This window comes from Mesorhizobium sp. M7D.F.Ca.US.005.01.1.1, from assembly GCF_003952545.1.
GTDB classification, from domain to species: Bacteria; Pseudomonadota; Alphaproteobacteria; order Rhizobiales; family Rhizobiaceae; genus Mesorhizobium; species Mesorhizobium loti.
On sequence record NZ_CP034453.1, the window covers coordinates 6,755,157 to 6,774,025 of the forward strand.

The 18,869-nt window shown below is 63.3% G+C and carries 19 protein-coding genes and 1 tRNA gene; 15 read left to right on the forward strand and 5 right to left on the reverse strand.

The window, feature by feature from the left end:
* The first annotated feature begins 249 nt into the window (after positions 1-249).
* From EJ076_RS32780 to EJ076_RS32795, 4 genes are all read left to right on the forward strand, one after another.
* Complete coding sequence (locus tag EJ076_RS32780) at positions 250-1,650, forward strand: lipopolysaccharide biosynthesis protein (RefSeq protein ID WP_109658601.1); 1,401 nt, start codon at positions 250-252, stop codon at positions 1,648-1,650.
* Positions 1,650-2,930 (forward strand): GNAT family N-acetyltransferase, encoded by a 1,281-nt coding sequence (locus tag EJ076_RS32785; protein ID WP_109658600.1) that lies wholly within the window; start codon positions 1,650-1,652, stop codon positions 2,928-2,930. The genes EJ076_RS32780 and EJ076_RS32785 overlap by 1 nt, the downstream gene beginning before the upstream one ends.
* 128 nt (positions 2,931-3,058) lie before the next feature.
* Positions 3,059-3,895: a creatininase family protein gene (locus tag EJ076_RS32790; protein ID WP_126070652.1), complete on the forward strand. Its 837-nt coding sequence runs from the start codon at positions 3,059-3,061 to the stop codon at positions 3,893-3,895.
* Positions 3,892-5,064 (forward strand): YncE family protein, encoded by a 1,173-nt coding sequence (locus tag EJ076_RS32795; RefSeq protein ID WP_126070653.1) that lies wholly within the window; start codon positions 3,892-3,894, stop codon positions 5,062-5,064. Before EJ076_RS32790 ends, EJ076_RS32795 begins: the two co-directional genes overlap by 4 nt.
* A gap of 138 nt (positions 5,065-5,202) precedes the next feature.
* Here the strand turns inward: EJ076_RS32795 and EJ076_RS32800 are convergent.
* Positions 5,203-5,287, reverse strand: a tRNA-Leu gene (locus EJ076_RS32800).
* 275 nt (positions 5,288-5,562) lie between these two features.
* On the opposite strand from EJ076_RS32800, the gene EJ076_RS32805 reads away from it, so the two are divergent.
* Both EJ076_RS32805 and EJ076_RS32810 read left to right on the forward strand, forming a co-directional pair.
* Positions 5,563-6,150: a YqaA family protein gene (locus tag EJ076_RS32805; protein WP_109658597.1), complete on the forward strand. Its 588-nt coding sequence runs from the start codon at positions 5,563-5,565 to the stop codon at positions 6,148-6,150.
* A gap of 35 nt (positions 6,151-6,185) precedes the next feature.
* Positions 6,186-6,704 carry a disulfide bond formation protein B gene (locus EJ076_RS32810; protein WP_109658596.1) on the forward strand — a complete coding sequence of 173 codons (519 nt, stop codon included), beginning with the start codon at positions 6,186-6,188 and terminating at the stop codon, positions 6,702-6,704.
* Positions 6,705-6,923: 219 nt separating this feature from the next.
* Here EJ076_RS32810 and EJ076_RS32815 read toward each other — a convergent pair whose 3' ends face one another.
* A complete protein-coding gene (locus tag EJ076_RS32815) occupies positions 6,924-7,481 on the reverse strand; it encodes an HNH endonuclease (RefSeq protein ID WP_006328497.1) in 558 nt (185 codons plus the stop codon).
* A 128-nt stretch (positions 7,482-7,609) separates the two neighbouring features.
* Positions 7,610-8,251 carry a DNA-3-methyladenine glycosylase gene (locus EJ076_RS32820; protein WP_109661086.1) on the reverse strand — a complete coding sequence of 214 codons (642 nt, stop codon included), beginning with the start codon at positions 8,249-8,251 and terminating at the stop codon, positions 7,610-7,612.
* Positions 8,252-8,324: 73 nt separating this feature from the next.
* Between EJ076_RS32820 and gluQRS the strand changes: the two genes are divergently transcribed.
* On the forward strand, positions 8,325-9,200 hold the full coding sequence (gene gluQRS / locus EJ076_RS32825; protein WP_126071200.1) for a tRNA glutamyl-Q(34) synthetase GluQRS: 876 nt from the start codon (positions 8,325-8,327) through the stop codon (positions 9,198-9,200).
* A gap of 149 nt (positions 9,201-9,349) precedes the next feature.
* Positions 9,350-10,246 (forward strand): DMT family transporter, encoded by an 897-nt coding sequence (locus EJ076_RS32830; RefSeq protein WP_126070654.1) that lies wholly within the window; start codon positions 9,350-9,352, stop codon positions 10,244-10,246.
* Between the two features lie 68 nt (positions 10,247-10,314).
* On the opposite strand, the gene EJ076_RS32835 is transcribed toward EJ076_RS32830, so the two are convergent.
* A complete protein-coding gene (locus tag EJ076_RS32835) occupies positions 10,315-11,163 on the reverse strand; it encodes a YihY/virulence factor BrkB family protein (RefSeq protein ID WP_206438751.1) in 849 nt (282 codons plus the stop codon).
* A gap of 58 nt (positions 11,164-11,221) precedes the next feature.
* Here EJ076_RS32835 and EJ076_RS32840 point away from each other — a divergent pair, with 58 nt between their 5' ends.
* From EJ076_RS32840 to EJ076_RS32870, 7 genes are all read left to right on the forward strand, one after another.
* Complete coding sequence (locus EJ076_RS32840; protein ID WP_126070656.1) at positions 11,222-12,088, forward strand: SDR family oxidoreductase; 867 nt, start codon at positions 11,222-11,224, stop codon at positions 12,086-12,088.
* A 23-nt stretch (positions 12,089-12,111) separates the two neighbouring features.
* Positions 12,112-12,303: a twin transmembrane helix small protein gene (locus tag EJ076_RS32845; protein WP_027038149.1), complete on the forward strand. Its 192-nt coding sequence runs from the start codon at positions 12,112-12,114 to the stop codon at positions 12,301-12,303.
* A gap of 25 nt (positions 12,304-12,328) precedes the next feature.
* Positions 12,329-12,910 (forward strand): cob(I)yrinic acid a,c-diamide adenosyltransferase, encoded by a 582-nt coding sequence (locus EJ076_RS32850; protein WP_126070657.1) that lies wholly within the window; start codon positions 12,329-12,331, stop codon positions 12,908-12,910.
* Positions 12,911-12,938: 28 nt separating this feature from the next.
* Positions 12,939-13,739 (forward strand): rhomboid family intramembrane serine protease, encoded by an 801-nt coding sequence (locus EJ076_RS32855; RefSeq protein ID WP_126070658.1) that lies wholly within the window; start codon positions 12,939-12,941, stop codon positions 13,737-13,739.
* A 213-nt stretch (positions 13,740-13,952) separates the two neighbouring features.
* Entirely contained in the window at positions 13,953-14,702 is a 750-nt protein-coding gene (locus EJ076_RS32860; RefSeq protein ID WP_126070659.1) for an electron transfer flavoprotein subunit beta/FixA family protein, read from the forward strand.
* 24 nt (positions 14,703-14,726) lie between these two features.
* A complete protein-coding gene (locus EJ076_RS32865) occupies positions 14,727-15,656 on the forward strand; it encodes an electron transfer flavoprotein subunit alpha/FixB family protein (RefSeq protein ID WP_126070660.1) in 930 nt (309 codons plus the stop codon).
* 210 nt (positions 15,657-15,866) lie between these two features.
* The gene (locus EJ076_RS32870; protein ID WP_013529423.1) at positions 15,867-16,745 is read left to right on the forward strand and encodes a 3-hydroxybutyryl-CoA dehydrogenase; all 879 of its coding nucleotides are present in this window, start codon (positions 15,867-15,869) and stop codon (positions 16,743-16,745) included.
* A 56-nt stretch (positions 16,746-16,801) separates the two neighbouring features.
* Here EJ076_RS32870 and EJ076_RS32875 read toward each other — a convergent pair whose 3' ends face one another.
* A complete protein-coding gene (locus EJ076_RS32875; protein WP_245462931.1) occupies positions 16,802-18,736 on the reverse strand; it encodes a PAS domain S-box protein in 1,935 nt (644 codons plus the stop codon).
* Positions 18,737-18,869 lie beyond the last annotated feature (133 nt).

Genomic DNA, 18,869 nt, shown 5'->3' on the forward strand with positions numbered 1-18,869 from the left:
GATGTGACACTCCCCATGTGACACCTCTGGCACCGCATATACCCGGTGCCTGGCCTTCCCCCTTGCGGGGGGAGGGGCGAGCGCAACGCCGACCCGGCTTCCCATGCTTCCCGGCGTTCGCTCGCCTTTCGTCATGCCACCGGCATGACGAATGCGCGTCCCGCGCACCGGCGGCTCACCCAACCGTTTCTTAATGTGTTTTGGCTACACCAAGGCCTGAAAAGAAGCGGAAAACGGAGAGAAATCGGGGTGCGCTTTTCCGCGGCCACGACAGCCGGGCGGTTCTTGCCGCAGCGTTTGGCGCTGCGCATGGGGCCGCTGCTTGGCCGTATCGACGCCGTGCTGTTCACCGCCGACGAGCGCGGCGAGGCCGGCCGCATGTCGGTCATCGCCTTCTCCATCCGCATCGTCAGCGCCGTCATCGCCTTCATCAGCCAGGTGTTGATGGCGCGCTGGATGGGCTCGTTCGAATACGGCATTTTCGTCCTCGTCTGGGTGACGATGGTCATCGTCGGCAACCTCGCCTGCCTTGGCTTCCACACCTCGGTCATCCGCTTCATTCCCGAATACCGCGAGCGCGGCCTGATGGACGAACTGCGCGGCATCGTGCTGGCCAGCCGCCTGTTCGTGCTGATCGCCTCCACGATCATCGCCGGACTCGGCGCGCTCGGCGTCTGGCTGGCAGCACCCTGGATCGAAAACTACTATGTGATCCCGTTCATCCTCGGCGTCATCTGCCTGCCGATGATCGCCATGTCCGACCTTCTGTCCGGACTGGCACGCGCCAACAGCTGGGCGCTGTTTGCGCTGTCGCCGACCTATCTCGTGCGACCCATCCTGATCCTGCTGTTCATGGCGCTGATGCTGGCGGCCGGCTACGCCCCCGATGCCAGGACGGCGATCTTCGCCTCGATCGCGGCTACCTATGTCACCACGCTTGGCCAGCTCATCGGCGTCACCCAGCGTATGGAAAGGCAGATCCCGGCGGGGCCGATGAAGGTGCATTTCGCGCAATGGTTCATCGTCTCGCTGCCGATCTTCCTGGTCGAGAGCTTCTTCTTCCTGCTCACCAATGCCGACGTGCTGATGGTTGGCGCCTATATGGATCCCAACGACGTCGCCGTCTATTTCGCCACGGTGAAGACGCTGGCGCTGGTGCATTTCGTCTATTTCGCCGTCAAGGCCGGCGTTGCCCAGCGCTATGCGCAGTTCACCCATGGCGACCCGCAAAGGCTCGCCGCCTTTGCCCGCGAGACGGTGTCGTGGACGTTCTGGCCCTCGCTCTTGATGGCGCTGCTGGTGCTGGCGTTGGGCGAGCCGATGCTGGTGCTGTTCGGCCCTGAATTCAGCAGCGGCTATCCCTTGCTGTTCCTGCTCGTCTTCGGCGTCGTGGCGCGGGCCGCTGTCGGCCCCTGCGAAAGCCTGCTGACGATGAGCGGCAACCAGAACATCTGTGCCGCCGTCTATGCCATGACGCTGGCTTTCAACATCGCCCTCAACGTGGTGCTGATCCCGATGTTCGGCCTGTGGGGTGCAGCCATGGCCACCGCCTTTGCCATGATCTTCGAAGCCAGCGCGCTGTCCTTCACGGTGTGGCGCAAGCTCGGCATCGTCATGCTCATCTTCGTGCCTGCGAAAGGAGCCGCGTGATGGCCGCCATCCCGTTGCTTGAGGAAACCAGCGGCGGCACCGCCGGCGCCATGGTGTCCGGCCTTGCCGGGCTGGCCCGTGACGCCGACCCGGCCCATATCGAGATCCTCGCCAACAACCGGCCCGAGCGCAAGCTCGCAATCTACCCGGCATCGGCCGGCTTCGACCTGGTCGAGGAACTGGATTATCTCTGCGCCCGCACGGTCGAGCCCAACGTCTTCTTCAACCCGCGCTTCCTGGCGCCCGCCATGCCGCGGCTGGAGGATCGCGAGGTGCGGCTGGCGGTCATCCGCGACGGCGACGAATACCGCAACCGGCTGCGCCTTCTGGTGCCGTTCTCGGTGGAACGGCCGGTGGTGCCGCTCGGCGTGCCGGTGATGCGCACATGGTCGAGCCCGTTCGGCCCGCTCGGCACACCGCTGGTCGACCGCGACGATCCGGTCGGTGTCATCGAGGACTTCTTCTCGATGCTGTCGCGCCCACATCTCAAGCTGCCGAAAGTGTTCGTCCTGCCCGACATCCGGCTCGATGGCCCGGTGGCGAGCCTGCTTGCCACCGTGGCCGAGACGCGCGGCCTGATGCTGGTCACCACCGGCCAGACCCAGCGCCCGGCGCTGGAGAGCGAGCTCGATGGCGATGATTATCTGAAGGCCTCGCTGCGCGCACACCATTATCGCGAGTTCCGCCGCCTGAAACGGCGCCTTGGCGACCTCGGCAAGCTTGAGCATGTCGTGGCGCGCGGCCCCGAAGACATCCGCCACGCCATCGAAGGCTTCCTGACCTTGGAAGCGGCCGGCTGGAAGGGTCGCGAACGCACCGCCATGGCGATCGATCGTTACCGCGCCGCCTTCGCCCGCGAGGCCGTGCACCGGCTGGCCGAGCAGGACATGTGCCGCATCCATTCGCTGACGCTCGACGGCCGCACAATCGCTTGTCTGATCGTCTTCGTCGAAGCCGGCGTGGCCTACACCTGGAAGACGGCCTATGACGAGACGCTGGCCAGCTATTCGCCCGGCACGCTGCTGATGATCGAGGTGACCAGGCAGCATCTCGACGATCCCAACATCATGATGACCGATTCCTGCGCGGTTCCCGACCATCCGGTGATGAGCCGGCTATGGGCCGAGCGCAAGCCGATGGGCACGCTGGTGATCGGCCTGACGCCGGACGCCGACCGCCTGACCCGCCAGGCCGCCTCGCAGCTGCATCTCTACCGCGAAACCCGCAACATGGCCCGTTTGCTGCGCAACCGCATGAAGAGTTTGCTGGGGCGGCGGTAGACCATGATCTCGAACTTCTGCGGCTGGATGGGCAGGCGCCTTGCCGAGACCCCTGCCATTCACACAAATTGCGCAAATCGGCAGACCGGCATGGGCGCTCGGATGCCGCGTAGGATCTAGAGGCTGGAATGATCGCACGACACGGTTTCACTTTCGCAAGCACCGTGATTGCCCTTTGCTTTCTGTCGGGTCTTGCGTCGGCAGCGAACGCCGCCAATGCGTCGGTCTTTCTTGAAGACCATACCTGGACCGAACTGCGCGATCTGGTCGCTGCCGGGACGACGACGATCATTGTCCCTATAGGTGGGACTGAGCAAAGTGGTCCCGCCATAGCTTTGGGCAAGCACAATGTGCGGGTCAAGTTCCTGGCTGAAAAGATAGCCAGCAGGCTGGGCAACGCGTTGGTCGCTCCGGTGATCTCCTATGTTCCGGAAGGGACCATCGACCCGCCGACCGCCCATATGCGGTTTCCCGGAACAATCACCATCAGCGACAAGACTTTCGAACAGCTGCTTGAATCCGCGGCCCGCAGCTTCAAGCTGCATGGCTTCAGGACCATTGTGCTGATCGGCGACCACGGCGGCTATCAGGCCGACGAGCGCCTTGTGGCCGATCGCCTGAATGCCGAATGGCGCAAAACCCCGGTCCGGGTCTTTGCGGCGCTCGAATACTATCAGATCACCCAGAGCGCCTATGTCGAAAAGCTCTTGTCGGCCGGCGCGACGCAGCCTGAGGTTGGAACGCACGCCGGATTGGCCGACACATCGCTCATGCTAGCTATCGACCCTTCCATGGTGCGCAAGGATCGCCTTGCGGCCGCCCCGAAGCTCAATGCCGACGACGGCGTCTATGGCGGCGATCCGACCCGATCGTCGGCCGCGTTCGGCCAACTCGGCGTAGACCTGATCGTTGATGGAACGACCGAAGCGATCCACGGATTCATCGCAAAGCAGCAGCCCAAATGATCAAGGCATATTGGTGGTTCAAGAGCTTCTGCGCGCCGCTCATGTTTTCGCTCGCGCTGTCGTCGACATCAGCTTCTGCCGGATCGTGCCCGGAAGATTGCAGCGAGCCGCCTCCTTCGCACTCTCCGATCAACATCTACAGCCAGACAACGGCGGATCATTTGAGCCCGGCGACGACAGGCGCGCTGCCCCGTGTCTATGTACCAAATCGCTCGTCCAACAGCGTATCGGTCATCGACACCGTGACCCTCAAGGAGGTCGACAGATTCCCTGTCGGGCGCAAGCCGCAGCACGTCGTTCCGTCTTGGGATCTGAAGACGCTCTGGGTCGCCAACAACGCCAGCGGTACCAACAAGGGCAGCGTGACGCCCATTGAACCCAAGACCGGCAAACCGGGTCACGAAATTCCAGTCGATGACCCCTACAACATGTACTTCATGCCGGACGGAAGCGCGGCCGTCATAGTCGATGAAGCCTATGAGCGGCTCGATCTGCGCGATCCGCATACAATGGCGCTCAAATCGGCGATCCCGACGCCGACCTGCCCCGGTATCAATCATGCTGATTTCTCCGCCGACAATGCCTACGCCATCTTCACATGCGAATACGGCGCTGGCGGCCTCTTGAAGGTGGACCTGAAAAATCAAAAAGTGCTCGGCCACCTTGCCCTGTCGAAGATGGGCATGCCGCAAGACGTCAGGCTTTCCCCCGACGGCAAGGTCTTTTATGTCGCTGACATGATGAACGACGGGGTGTTCCTGATCGACGGAGACAGCTTTTCCGAGATTGGTTTCATCTCCACCGGTATCGGAACGCACGGATTTGTCGTGAGCCGTGACGGGACAAAGCTCTACGTTTCAAATCGCGGCTCGCACAAGATGGAGCAAGGCCGCGCACACGGGCCGGGCAGCGTGACCGTCATCGATTTCGCCACCCGTTCGGTCGTCGGCCAATGGCTCATCCCTGGTGGCGGCAGCCCCGACATGGGAAATGTCAGCGCCGACGGCAAGCAATTGTGGCTGTCTGGTCGCTTTGACAGCGAGGTCTACATGATCGACACGACCTCGGGCGCTGTCACGAAGATCCCGGTTGGCGTTGAGCCTCACGGCCTGACGGTCTGGCCGCAGCCAGGCAGATACTCGCAAGGCCATACCGGCAACATGCGGTGAGCATCGGTAAAATTGGTGCCCCTTCGACGGCTCTGAATCGAACTGTCAACAGTCCTCCTTCGCCAAGGCTTCGGAGGACACTCCTTCGTCTAACGAGCTTCGAATGGCTTTGCCACCCGAAGCTCGAAGAGCGAAGGGTGGTGCCCCTAGCCGGAATCGAACCAGCACTCCTTGCGGAACTCGATTTTGAGTCGAGCGCGTCTACCAATTCCGCCATAGGGGCTCAGGCCGGGCGGCCTGGATGGCGCGGGACTATACGGTTGGAGGCCTGTTCGTCAACTGGCCAATTCTCCGGCGCCCTCAAGATGCGACCAAACTGCGCCTTTCGATTTCGTGACGGGGCTGCCATTGTGCCGCGCGGAAAATCTTTCTAGACAGGCGGCGCATCGAAGTGCTGCACGTCTGAAGGGACGATAGCGCGCTTTGGGTCTGGTTTTTGTGCACGCCGTTGTCCCGAAAACGCTGCGCACCTTTGGGTGACATGCATTAGGAGTGCCGATGCTTCGCGGACTTTACGACTGGACCTTGTCGCTGGCGGCCCGCAAATCCGCCGAATGGTGGCTGGCCTTCATCGCTTTTGTCGAAAGCTCGGTGTTCCTGGTGCCGGCCGACGTGCTGTTTTTGCCGATGGCGCTGTCGCGGCCGGATCGCGCCTACCGCTACGCGCTGATCGCCACGGTCGCCTCGGTGCTGGGTGGCATCGCCGGCTGGTTCATCGGCCACTACGCCTATGACGCGGTGGCGAGGCCGATCCTCGAATTCTACGGCAAATATGACGAATTCGAAGCGCTGCGCACCTCTTCGGGCGTCGGCTTCATCATCCTGATGCTGATCACCTCGGGCGCTGCTCATCTGCCGCCGATCAAGGTGGTGACGATCCTGTCCGGGGTTATCGGCGTCAATCTGGCGCTGTTCATCGTGCTGGCGATCGTGGCGCGCGGCGCCCGCTTCCTGCTGCTCGCCTGGCTGCTGCGCCGCTATGGCGAGCCGATCCGCGAATTCATCGAAAAGCGCCTTGGCCTGATCGCCGGCGGCGCGGCGGCTGCCCTGATTTTGCTCTATATCGTCGTCAAATACGCGTTCTGAACACAGCCTTCGCAAGCCGGACGGAGCCGATCGAAATGACCGCGACCATGAATGCCGACACCGGACGCCAGCGGACGCGCACGGCCTTGTTCCTCGCCGTCGCCATGGCCGCCACCGTCGGCTCGGCGCTCGGCTTCCAGTATCTCGGCGGCTACATCCCCTGCCACCTCTGCCTGGAACAGCGCACACCCTACTACATCGGCGTGCCGCTGATGGTGCTGGCGGTGATTGCCTCGATGCTGCACGCACCTAGCTGGCTGACGCGCGGCCTGCTGGCCGTCGGCGGCCTCTTGATGCTCTACGGCCTCTATCTCGGCGTCTACCACTCCGGCGTCGAATGGCAGTGGTGGGCCGGCCCGACCGATTGCACCGCGGGCGCCGGACCGGTCGACACCGGCGGCAAGGGCGTGCTCGACGCGCTCGACAAATTCGTGCCGCCATCCTGCGACAAGGCCGCACTGCGCATCCTCGGCCTGTCGCTGGCCGGCTGGAACGCCATCGCCAGCCTTGTCTTGGCCGCTATCGCCTTCCGCGGCGCCCTCACCCGAGACTGAGTCACCAAGACTGAGCCGACGCGAGATCGTTCAAAGAATTCGGCAGGCTGAGTCATAAGGAGTGATTGTCGAGAACCGAAGCGGAGCGGACATCCAGCATGTCCCGGAAAAGTGGTTCCGGTTTTCCGATAAGGACATGTGGCAAAGCAAAGTATCCGTGAACATCGGAAGCGCAGACAGTCGCTGCAGACGGCCAGCCTCCCGAATTCTCGGACGATCTCAGGGTTCGAGTTCGACATCCCAGTAGAGATAATCCATCCAGCTCTCATGCAGATGGTTGGGCGGGAACAGGCGACCGTTGTTGTGCAGATCGTGCACTGTCGGCTGGAAAGGCTTCTGCAGCGGCCACATCTTGGCATGCGCAGGCATCATGCCGCCCTTCCTCAAATTGCAGGGCGAGCAGGCGGCAACGACATTCTCCCATGTCGTCGCGCCGCCGCGGTGGCGGGGAATGACGTGATCGAAGGTCAGATCCTCCGGCGTGCCGCAGTACTGGCACTGGAAGCGGTCGCGCAGGAAGACGTTGAAGCGGGTGAAGGCCGGATGCCTGGACGGCTTCACATAGGCCTTCAGGCTGACCACGCTCGGCAGCTTCATCGAGAAGGTCGGCGAGGAGACGGCGTGCTCGTATTCGGCGACGATGTTCACCCGGTCGAGGAACACCGCCTTGATGGCATCCTGCCACGACCAGAGCGACAGGGGGTAATAGCTGAGCGGACGGTAATCCGCATTCAGCACCAGTGCTGGAAGCCCATCCGGAGATACGGCGACCGTCACGTGTTTACCTCCTTGGTTCTAGACCCGAACGGCGCGGATACTGTAAGCCCGACATGACAGGGATGTGAAGCGGATTGTCGCGCCGCTGAAGCGCCAAAAATATATGATTTTTATGCTTTTTTGCGGATTCAGGCCGGTGGCGCGGCATCCCGTCCTCTGGTTTCGCGATAATAGGACCAGAAAAGCCGTGATGCGACACCTCGCCACGGGCTCCATGATTCGGCCAATGCGATCAGTGTTTTCTCCGGCGGACGCGGCTCGATGCCGAGCGCGTGGCCGACCGCGCTCTGCAGCGCGACGTCGCGTGCGGGGAAGATGTCGGGGTGTCCGGCGGCAAACAACAGGTACACTTCCGCCGTCCACGGGCCGATGCCGGGCACCGCCGTCATCGCCGTGATCGCCTCCTGGGCATCGAGCGAACAGAGGTGATGAAGGTCGAGGCCGTCGACCACGGCCTGGGCAACAGCGATCAGGCCGCGCTGCTTCGGCCGCGACAGGCCGGCCTCGCGAAACATGTCTTCGCCGGCGGCAAGGATCGCCTGCGGCGTCAGAGGATCGACGAGCTTGGTCAACCGGCCGAAGATGGCATCGGCGCTCGCGCGGGACACCTGCTGTGAAACGACGATCGACGCCAGGCTCCTGAAACCCGGCTCTGAGAGCCGCAGCGGCACCTCGCCGGCCATGCCGCGCACCTTTTCCAGGCGCGGGTCGATCACGCAAAGCGCATCGAGCCCACGGGCAATGTCGTCTGATGTCACGATACGCTGCATGCTTTCTTGTTCCTTGACCGTCGACAAGGTAGCAATTGGCGAAGCGCCGCAAAACATGATTGCCGCCGAAGAGATGACACTCCTGACATTCCGCTTCGCCCCCAGCCCCAACGGCGACCTGCATCTCGGCCACGCTTATTCGGCGCTGCTCAACCAGAAACTGGCGGCACAGACGGACGGCCGCCTGCTGCTGCGCATCGAGGATATCGACACGACGCGCTGCACGCCGCAATTCGAGGCAGGCGTGCTTGCCGATCTGAAATGGCTTGGGCTTGGCTGGGAAGAGCCGTTGCGCCGCCAGTCCGAGCATTTCCCCGAGTATAAGGCGATGCTTGACCGGCTGATCGCGGAAGAACTCGTCTATCCCGCCTTCATGAGCCGTGGCGAGATACGCGCTTTCATCACCGACAGCGAAGGGAACGGACGCGACTGGCCGCGCGATCCCGACGGCGTGCCGCACTACCCCGCAGCCGACAAGGCTCTGCCGGTCAAGGAGCGCAAGCGGCGGATCGCCGAGAACACGCCCTTCGCCTGGCGGCTGGATGTCGAGGCCGCCATGGTGCGTGTCGGCAAGGACCTGTCATGGACCGAATTCGTCGATGAGAGACTTTCTGCGACCCGATCGGTCGAAGCCCGGCCGTGGGACTGGGGCGATGTGATCGTCGCGCGCCGCGACATCCCGACCAGCTACCACCTCGCCGTCGTCATGGACGATGCCCTGCAAGGCGTCAGCCACGTCGTGCGCGGCCAGGATCTGTTTTCCGCCACCGGCGTGCAGCGCCTGCTTCAGGAACTCCTCGGACTGCCGCAGCCTGCCTATTTCCATCATCGCCTCGTCCTCGGGCCGGATGGACGAAAGCTGTCCAAGAGCCTCGGCCACACCGGCCTTGCCGCCTTGCGCCATACCGGCGCATCACCGGACGACGTCAGGCAACTGGTCGGGCTTTGAGCGCGGCGCGGTCAAGGTAACGCATGTCGAACTTGACGCCCGTTGAATTCCGGTGATGCATGGATCAATGGTTTCGTTTTGCGCGCCGGGTTGAAGCGCAGTAGAGCAGCGCCACGGTCAACTCCCTCCAGCGCGGCGGTCTGCGGAACATGCACAGCATCAAGCGGTTCATTCCCGCCACCTTCGTCGTCCTGTGGGCGACCGGCTTCATCGGCGCGCGCTACGCCATGCCATGGGCGGAGCCGTTCACCTTCCTCGCCGCACGGTTCGTCATCGCCGCCATCCTGCTGGCCGTTCTGACGCTTGTGCTGGGCTCGAAGGGAGCCACACGCGAGGAGGCGTTGCATGCCACCGGCGCCGGAATCCTGATGCACGGCGTCTATCTCGGCGCCGTCTTCTGGGCCATCCACAGGGGCATGCCGGCCGGCTTTTCGGCCCTGATCGTCGGCCTGCAGCCGCTGATCACAGCGGTGCTTGCCGGCAAGTTTCTCGGCGAGGCGATCCTGCCGCGTCACTGGCTTGGTCTTGGCATCGGCCTCATCGGCATCGTCATCGTGCTGTGGCCTAAGCTCGGCGCGCTGGGCGGCGGCGTGACGGCGGCGACACTGACCGCCTCGCTGGTCTCGGTGCTCGGCATGAGCGCCGGCACCATCTGGCAGAAGCGCTTCGCCTCGGGCGGCGACCTCGTCGCGGCGACCATGTGGCAATATGTCGGCGGCGCGGCTTTGATGATCCTGGCCGCGCTGGCCTTCGAGACGCACACGGTCGTCATCAACGGCGAACTGATCTTCGCCATGGCCTGGCTGGTGCTGGTGCTGTCGCTCGGCGCCATCTTCCTGCTGATGGTGATGATCCGCGACGGCGAGATGTCGAAAGTGGCCTCGCTGTTCTACCTGGTGCCTGCGGTGACGGCCCTCATCGCCTGGGCCTTGTTCGACGAGCAGCTCAACGCGCTGCAGATTGTCGGCATGGCGATCACCACATTCGGCGTCGGCCTGGCGACGGCTCGGCCGAACAAGGGAGGAATTGTAGAACTGAGGAATTGAGGAACCCAAGCGACAGCCCGTTCTTCAATTCTTCAATTCTTGATTTCCTCTATCCGCCCAGCACCGACTCATCCGACCCGCGCACGGGCCTCCAGATAGCGGCTGATCGCGGCATTGAGTTCGCCGCCGAGGATGAAGATCGCCGAGACCATGTAGAGGAAGACCACGGCGATCATGATCGAAGCCAGGCCGGCATAGGTCGTCACATAGGACGAGAAGTGGTCGAGATAGGTGGCGAAGATGGTCGAGCCGATAAGCCATGCCGCCAGCGTGAAGATGATGCCCGGCACCAGCGAGACGAAGCGGCGCTTGCCTGCCGGCAGCCAGAAATGGACGGCAAACAATCCGCCGACAATGACCGCCGAGGCGATGACATAACGCCACAGCGTGATTGTGCCCATATAGGGCTTGATCCCGTCAATATGGGCTTCGGCGAGCCGCGCCAGCAGCGGCGCGAACACCAGGAGCACGCTGATCGCCAGGAAACCGGCGGTGGCGATGAGAACGAAGATGATGCTCTGCACCCGGCGGTAGATGATGCCGCGCGTTTCCGAGACGCGATAGGCGCGGTTGAGCGACGTGCGCAGCGCCTCGATGCCGTTCGAGGCAAAATAGGCGGCAAGCACCACGCCGTAGGTCAAAAGATCGGTGCGCCTGACGGTCAGCACATTGAGCACTTCGCGCGCGATCGGCTTGGCGATCTGTTCGGGCCAGGTGTCGAAGACCAGGTGCACGGCCGTGTCGGAGAACGCCTGCGCGCCGAGGAAGCTCGCCAGCGTCGTGGCAAAGATCAGGAAGGGGAACAGCGCCATCAGCGAGGTGATCGCCAGATGGCTGGCCATCGCCCAGCCGTCATCGGTGTTGAAATGGCCAAGCGCGTCGTAGAGGACCCGCTTGAGGGCTACGATCTTCCGCATCAAGAACCGCGCCCTCCAATTGTCTCCACGCCGGGAATATGGGAAGGGATTGCGGCAAATGGCAACCCTTGACGACACCACGAACAGTCCGGCGCAGGAATTGCGCTCGATCATCGTCACCGGCGCATCTTCTGGGATAGGCGCGTACTGCGCCCGTGCGTTGAAGGCTGAAGGCTGGCGGGTGTTCGCGACGGCGCGCAAGCCGCAGGACATCGCCGCGCTCGAAGCCGACGGTATCGAGGCTTTCTATCTCGATTATTGCGAGCCGGACTCCGTCGGCGAGCTGGTGACGGCGGTGCTCGACCGCACCGGCGGTCGGCTCGACGCCCTGTTCAACAATGGCGCCTATGCGCAGCCCGGAGCCGTCGAGGATCTGCCCGTTGCAGCGCTCAAGGAGCAGTTCGAAGCGAATTTCTTCGGCTGGCATGACCTGACCCGCCGGTTGGTGCCGGTGATGCGCCGCCAGGGCCACGGCCGCATGGTCCACTGCTCGTCGATCCTCGGCCTGACGCCGGTGCGTTTTCGCGGCGCCTATTCGGCGTCGAAGCACGCTCTGGAGGCCCTTATGCTCTGCCAGCGCCAAGAACTGGCCGGCAGCGGTGTCCATGTTTCGTTGATCGAGCCAGGGCCGGTGAAGTCAAAGATAGCCAGCAATGGCCTCACCTGGTTTCTCAGGAATATCGACCACGAGAATTCCGTGCACCGCGTGGACTATGCGGCGCAACTCGAGCGGCTGCGGGCCGGCGGCAGCCAATCGGCCTTGAAGCCAGGGCCGGAAGTGGTTCACGCGGCGCTGCGCCATGCACTTCTGTCGCGGCGCCCGCGCCCGCACTATGTGGTAACAGTGCCGGCCAAAATCGGTGCGGTGCTCAAACGCATCCTGCCCGCATCGATGCTCTACCGCATCCTTGCCAAACGCGCCTGAATCAATCGAACTGGGAACACACCATGGCAACCGTCTTCAACATCCTCGCCATTCTGGTCATGGTCGCCGTGGTGATCGTGCTTGTTCGTGGCCTCATCAACATGATGCGCGGCGGCTCAGGCGTCACCTCGAACAAGCTGATGCAGGCGCGCGTCATGCTACAGGCCGTGGCGCTGGTGCTGATCCTGCTGGCGGTGTATTTCACCCGCAAGTGAGGATATCGGCAGCCGGGGAGGCGAAATGGTCAAGCTCAACAAGATCTATACCCGCACCGGCGATGATGGCACCACGGGTCTCGGCACCGGCGAACGGCGGCTGAAATCCGATCTGCGGGTGGACGCCTACGGCACGGTCGACGAGGCCAATGCCTGCATCGGCATCGCCCGGGTCCATACGGCAGCGACCCATCCGGCGATAGACGCCATGCTTTCCCGCATCCAGAACGATCTCTTCGACCTCGGCGCCGATCTTGCCGTGCCCGACGACGGCAAGCCGCTCGGCTATGAGCCGCTTCGCATCGTCCCCGTGCAGACCGACCGGGTCGAGAAGGACATCGACCTGCTCAACAAGGAGCTTCAGCCGCTCAAATCCTTCGTGCTCAATGGCGGCACGCCGGCAGCGGCGGCACTTCACCTTGCCCGCACCGTGGCGCGGCGAGCCGAACGGCTGATGGTGGCACTGGCCCAGGACCCGCGCGAACACGTCAATCGCGACGGACTGAAATACATCAACCGCGTCTCGGATTTCCTGTTTGTCGCCGCCCGGGCGGTCAATGACAACGGAAACGCCGACGTGCTATGGGTTCCCGGCAAGAACCGCTGATTGTCGAAAGCGGAAGAGGGCCTGGGGCATGTTCATCCCGCTTTACGACACCAACAGGCTGCGGCACATCCGCCTGCAATACGTGACGATCGGACTGATCGTGGTCAACGCCCTGGTCTACCTCGCCACCGCGCTCGGCGGCGAGAGTTTCTCCAATGCAGCCGTGCTTGGTCTCGGCTTCATCCCGTCGGTCGTCCATGACACCGCCGAGCTTGATCCCCGTTTTATCGTCATCCCCGAAAGCCTGAGCTACCTCACCTATTCCTTCCTGCACGCCGACATCTTCCACCTCGGCGGCAATATGCTGTTCCTGTGGGTGTTCGGCGACAATGTCGAGGATGCGCTGGGCCACATCCGCTACCTCATCTTCTACCTGTTATGCGCCGTCGCCGGAGCCGCCTTCCAGGGCCTTCTCGCCTGGGATTCGCAGGTGCCGCTGATCGGCGCCTCGGGCGCCATCGCCGGCGTGGTCGTCGCCTATCTGATCCTTTATCCCAGGGTGAAGGTCTGGGTGCTGGCCTTTGCCCGCATCCCGCTCCGCATCCCTGCCTTCATCCCGCTCATCCTGTGGGTGCTGTTCCAGGTGGTGATGTTTGCCGCCGGCGGCGAGGACCAGATTTCCTGGGCCTGCCATATCGGCGGCATCATCGCCGGCGCCGTTCTGGTGCTTGTCCTGCGCAGCCGCGGCGTGCCGCTGTTTGCCGGCGCTGACGACGATGCCGCGGTCGCCGCTCCCAACCAGCCGCAGGCCACTGCTGAACCGGTGGCGCCTGAGCCACCCGCAGCGACGCCGCGTTGGGGGCGCGGAAACGCTTCCAGTTCGGACTGAACCGATTTGAGCGGCTTGCAGCGTATTGACGTGCAGTGTTGCCGCAACTACGGAAACGTCACTGCCGCAGCCTAAGGCGGTCAAAGACCAGAATTTCCATCCGGCCAGAATTCCGTCTGGCCGGAATTCAGTCAGGAATGTCGGCTTTCGACAACTCAGAAAGGGCGCAGGCTGTTATAGCGCGCCCAACTAGCGTGAAGAGGTGACAGGCAAATGAAGATCCTTGTGCCCGTGAAGCGGGTTGTGGATGCGAACGTCAAGGTTCGCGTGAAGGCTGATGGTTCGGCGGTGGAGCTCGCCAACGTCAAGATGGCGATGAACCCGTTCGACGAGATCGCGGTGGAAGAGGCAATCCGGCTGAAGGAAGCCGGCAAGGCGGAAGAAATCATCGTCGTCTCGATCGGCCCGCAGCAGTCGCAGGAAACCCTGCGCACCGCGCTCGCCATGGGCGCCGACCGCGCCATCCTGGTCAAGACCGACGAACAGACCGAGCCGCTCGGCGTCGCCAAGGTGCTGAAGGGCGTCGTCGACGCCGAGCAGCCCGGCCTTGTCATCCTCGGCAAGCAGGCGATCGACGACGACAGCAACCAGACCGGCCAGATGCTGGCGGCCCTGCTCGGCTGGGCGCAGGGCACCTTCGCCTCCAAGATTGTGCTCGACGGCGACAAGGCCAAGGTGACGCGCGAAGTCGACGGCGGCCTGCAGACGGTGGAGCTGAAGATGCCGGCGATCGTCACCGCCGACCTTCGCCTCAACCAGCCGCGCTATGCCTCGCTGCCCAACATCATGAAGGCCAAGAAGAAGCAGCTCGACGAGAAGACCCCGGCCGACTACGGCGCCGACGTCAAGCCGCGGCTGAAGGTCATCAAGACCGAGGAGCCGAGTGGCCGCAAGGCAGGCGTCAAGGTCAAGAGCGTCGCCGAGCTGGTCGACAAGCTCAAGAACGAAGCCGGCGTGCTGTAAGCGATCGGGAAAGGAACAAGAAAAATGGCTATTCTCCTCATCGCAGAGCACGACAACGCAACGCTTTCCGACCAGACCGCCAAGGCGCTGTCGGCGGCGCTGCAGATCGGCTCGGACGTGCATGTGCTGGTGGCCGGCAAGGGCGCCAAGCCGGCAGCGGACGCCGCCGCCAAGCTGAAGGGCGTGAGCAAGGTGCTGCTGGCCGAAGCCGACGAGCTGGCCGAGCGCCTTGCCGAACCGACGGCAGCGCTCGTCGTGTCGCTGGCAGGCGCTTACGACACCATCATCGCGCCGGCGACCTCGTCGGGCAAGAATGTCGCGCCGCGCGTGGCAGCGCTGCTCGATGTCGCGCAGGTGTCCGAGATCATCGAAGTCGTATCGCCCGACACCTTCAAGCGGCCGATCTATGCCGGCAATGCCATCCAGACGGTGCAGTCGAGCGACGCCAAGAAGGTGATCACGGTGCGCACGGCCTCCTTCCAGGCAGCCCCCGAGGGCGGCTCGGCGGCGGTCGAGTCCGTCAAGGCGGCAGCCAATCCCGGCCTTTCCACCTTCGTCGAGAACAAGCTTTCCGAGACCGACCGTCCGGAACTGACCTCGGCCAAGATCATCATCTCGGGTGGTCGTGCGCTGGGTTCGGCGGAGAAGTTCCAGGAAGTCATCCTGCCGGTCGCCGACAAGCTCGGTGCGGCGGTCGGCGCTTCGCGCGCGGCGGTCGACGCCGGCTATGCGCCGAACGACTGGCAGGTCGGCCAGACCGGCAAGGTGGTTGCCCCCGATCTCTACATCGCGGTGGGCATCTCCGGCGCCATCCAGCACCTCGCCGGCATGAAGGATTCGAAGGTCATCGTCGCCATCAACAAGGACGAGGAGGCGCCTATCTTCCAGGTTGCCGACTACGGCCTTGTCGGCGATCTCTTCGTCATTCTGCCGGAGCTGCAAAAGGCGCTTTGACGCTTTCTGCCAAAGCGTATTAAATAGTGAGGGGTGGGGTAGACGAAGTCGCCCCGCCCTTTTAGTTTGCACTGCACAAAAACCAGGCCGCAAAGGCCAAAAGCAATTCCAGCAAAAGTGCGCAGCGGTTTTGCGTCCGGAATTGCGGAAAACAAAAAGGTGGAGCGCTTTCGCAATTCATGCGGAAGGGCTCAGGACGGGATCGGTGTAATGAGCAAGATCGAGACGATCGGCATCATCGGCGCGGGCCAGATGGGCGGCGGCATCGCCCATGTCTCCGCGCTTTCGGGCTACAAGGTACTGATCTACGATATATCCCCCGACCGCATAGAGAAGGGCATCGCCACCATCAGCGGCAACATGGCCCGCCAGGTGGGGTCGGGCAAGCTCGACGAAAAGGTGCGCAACGACGCGATGGGCCGCATTTCGGCCGCCCCGGCGATGGCCGATCTTGCCGGCGCCGATCTGGTCATCGAGGCGGCGACCGAGGACGAGACGGTCAAGCGCAAGATTTACGCCCAGCTCTGTCCGCAGCTCAATCCCGAAGCCATCCTCGCGACCAACACCTCGTCGATCTCGATCACGCGGCTTGCCGCGCAGACCGACCGGCCGGAGCGGTTCATCGGCATACATTTCATGAACCCGGTGCCGCTGATGAAGTTGGTCGAACTGGTGCGCGGCATCGCCACCGAGGACCAGACCTTCGAGGCAGCCAAGACCTACGTGAAGCAGCTCGACAAGACGATCACGGTCTCGGAGGATTTTCCGGCCTTCATCGTCAACCGCATCCTGCTGCCGATGATCAACGAGGCGATCTACACGCTCTATGAGGGCGTCGGCTCGGTCGATGCCATCGACACCGCTATGCGGCTCGGCGCCAACCATCCGATGGGACCGCTGCAGTTGGCTGACTTCATCGGGCTCGATACCTGCCTGTCGATCATGCAGGTGCTGCATGACGGCCTGTCGGACTCGAAGTACCGCCCTTGTCCGCTGCTGGTGAAATATGTCGAGGCCGGCTGGCTCGGCCGCAAGACCGGGCGTGGCTTCTACGATTATCGCGGCGAGCATCCCGTCCCGACGCGCTGATCAGATCCGCGTCAGCGGAAACCCGAAGCCTCTCGGATCAGAGGTTGATACCCGGATCAGGAGGCCGCAGCCAGCGGCTCGGGCGGCACTGCCTTGCCGTCCACAATCTCCCCTTCCGGCGCCACGCAAACGCAGCCACGGCCGGCCGCCTTGGCCGCATAGCAAGCTGCATCGGCCCTAGCGATGATCTCGTCGACCTCGCCGCAATTGGCGCTGATCGCGGCCAGCCCGATGCTGGCGCCGATCACGTGAGGACGGCCGTCCCAGGTGAAGTCCAGGCCGCCGATCGAATCGATGATGGAGCGCGCAGCGATCTTGGCACCGGCTGCCGAACCCGATTTCAAAATGACCGCGAATTCATCGCCGCCCAGACGAGCAACGATGTCCTCTGGACCAAGCACGCCGCGAACCGCCGCGGCAACCCGTTTCAGCAGCGCGTCTCCCGCCGCGTGGCCGCCCGTATCGTTGACCAGTTTGAAATGGTCGAGATCGATGAACATGAACTGGTGTCCGCCGCCTTTGCCCGAGGTACCGTCCTTGCGGGCCTGACCGACCAGTTCCTCCATGGCGCGAATGAAGCTCGAGCGACTGGCAAGGCCGGTCAGCGCGTCATGCGCGGCGGCATGGGCGAGCTGGCGCTGCAGCGCGCGCGCATCGGTAAAGTCCTGGAAAACGATGACCAGCCCGCAGAATTCGTTCCGCTCGTTGATGATCGGCGACACGACCTGACGGATGCTGCAGCGTGTGTCGTCGCGCCGGATGAGAACGGCGCGGCTGTTCTGATCTGCGGGCGCCAGGCCGCCGATCGCCGGTCGGATCACGCCGATCCGGTGCCCCGTCTCCTCGTCAACTGCCCAGTAGACATGGCCAAGCATCTTGCCGAGAGCCTCGCCGCTGGCAACACCGGTCAGCTTTTCGGCGACCGGATTCATGAAGGTGACGCGGTTTGCGGCATCGGTGCAGATGACGGCATCACCGATCGACTGCAGGGTCACCCTCAGCCGCTCCTTTTCATCGGCAAGCATTGCCGCCGATACGGTGAGGCGTGCTTCGGCCTCCTTGCGTCGGGTGATGTCGGTCAGGCTGCCAATGGCCCTGATCAGCCGGCCATCCTCGTCACGCTCGATGGCCTTGCCGCGGTCGAGGATCCACATCCAGTGGCCATCCTTGTGGCGCATCCTGAACTCGGCTTCAAAGAACGGCGTCTTGCCCTCGAGATGGGCGCGATCCGCTTCCGCGACAATCTCGCGATCGTCGGGATGGATCATCGTCAGCCAGCGGTCGGTGTCGCCATCGAGCTCGCCATCCGCATAGCCCAGCATCTTGACCCAGGTCGAGGAATAGGTCGTGCCGCCCTTGCGCATGTCGAGGTCCCAGACACCTTGGCCGGCGCCGGCCAGGGCGAAATTCCAACGCGTTTCCGCTTCGGCAATGCGCGCCTCGGCCTGCTTGCGTGCGTCGATGTTCTCGATTTGCGAGACAAGATAGAGCGGGCGGCCGCTGTTCTCGTCGCGAATGACCGAGCCCGCAAGATGGGCCCAGACCGGCGTTCCGTCCTTCCTGAGATAGCGCTTCTCGAAGTGGAAGGAATTGACCGTGCCCGCCTTCAGATCGTCCATCGTCTCCCGCCCGATCTGCAGATCGTCGGGATGCGTGATCTGGAAGAAGGTCAGCGCCTCGATCTCTTCACGGCTGTAGCCAAGCATGGCGGCGAAGGCCGGATTGGTCTCGCGCATGCGCCCGTCGAGACCGACAACGGCCATACCGATCGCCGAATCCGCCATGGCGCGGCGGAAGCGCATCTCGCTCTCGGCGATCTGCTGACGATCCTCGCTGATCCGACGGGTGGACATGACAGCGAGGAACAGCGCGCCCGCCGCCACCGCCGCCGAGATCTGCAGGCAGAGTTTCAGCGCTTCGGTGCCGAGGTCCAGGCGCGACAGCAGGATCGAAGCCGCTAGGACGCCCAGGCCGGCCACGAGCAACGCCAAGCCTGCATGCCCAAGAGATTTTCGGCTGGTCAATCCTCGCCACATCACGATACGTGCCACCCCCGTGCGCAAACGCATGTTCTCGCATCAACCTTGACGGATCGATTTTAAGGAAAGGTTGCGTCCGGCATAC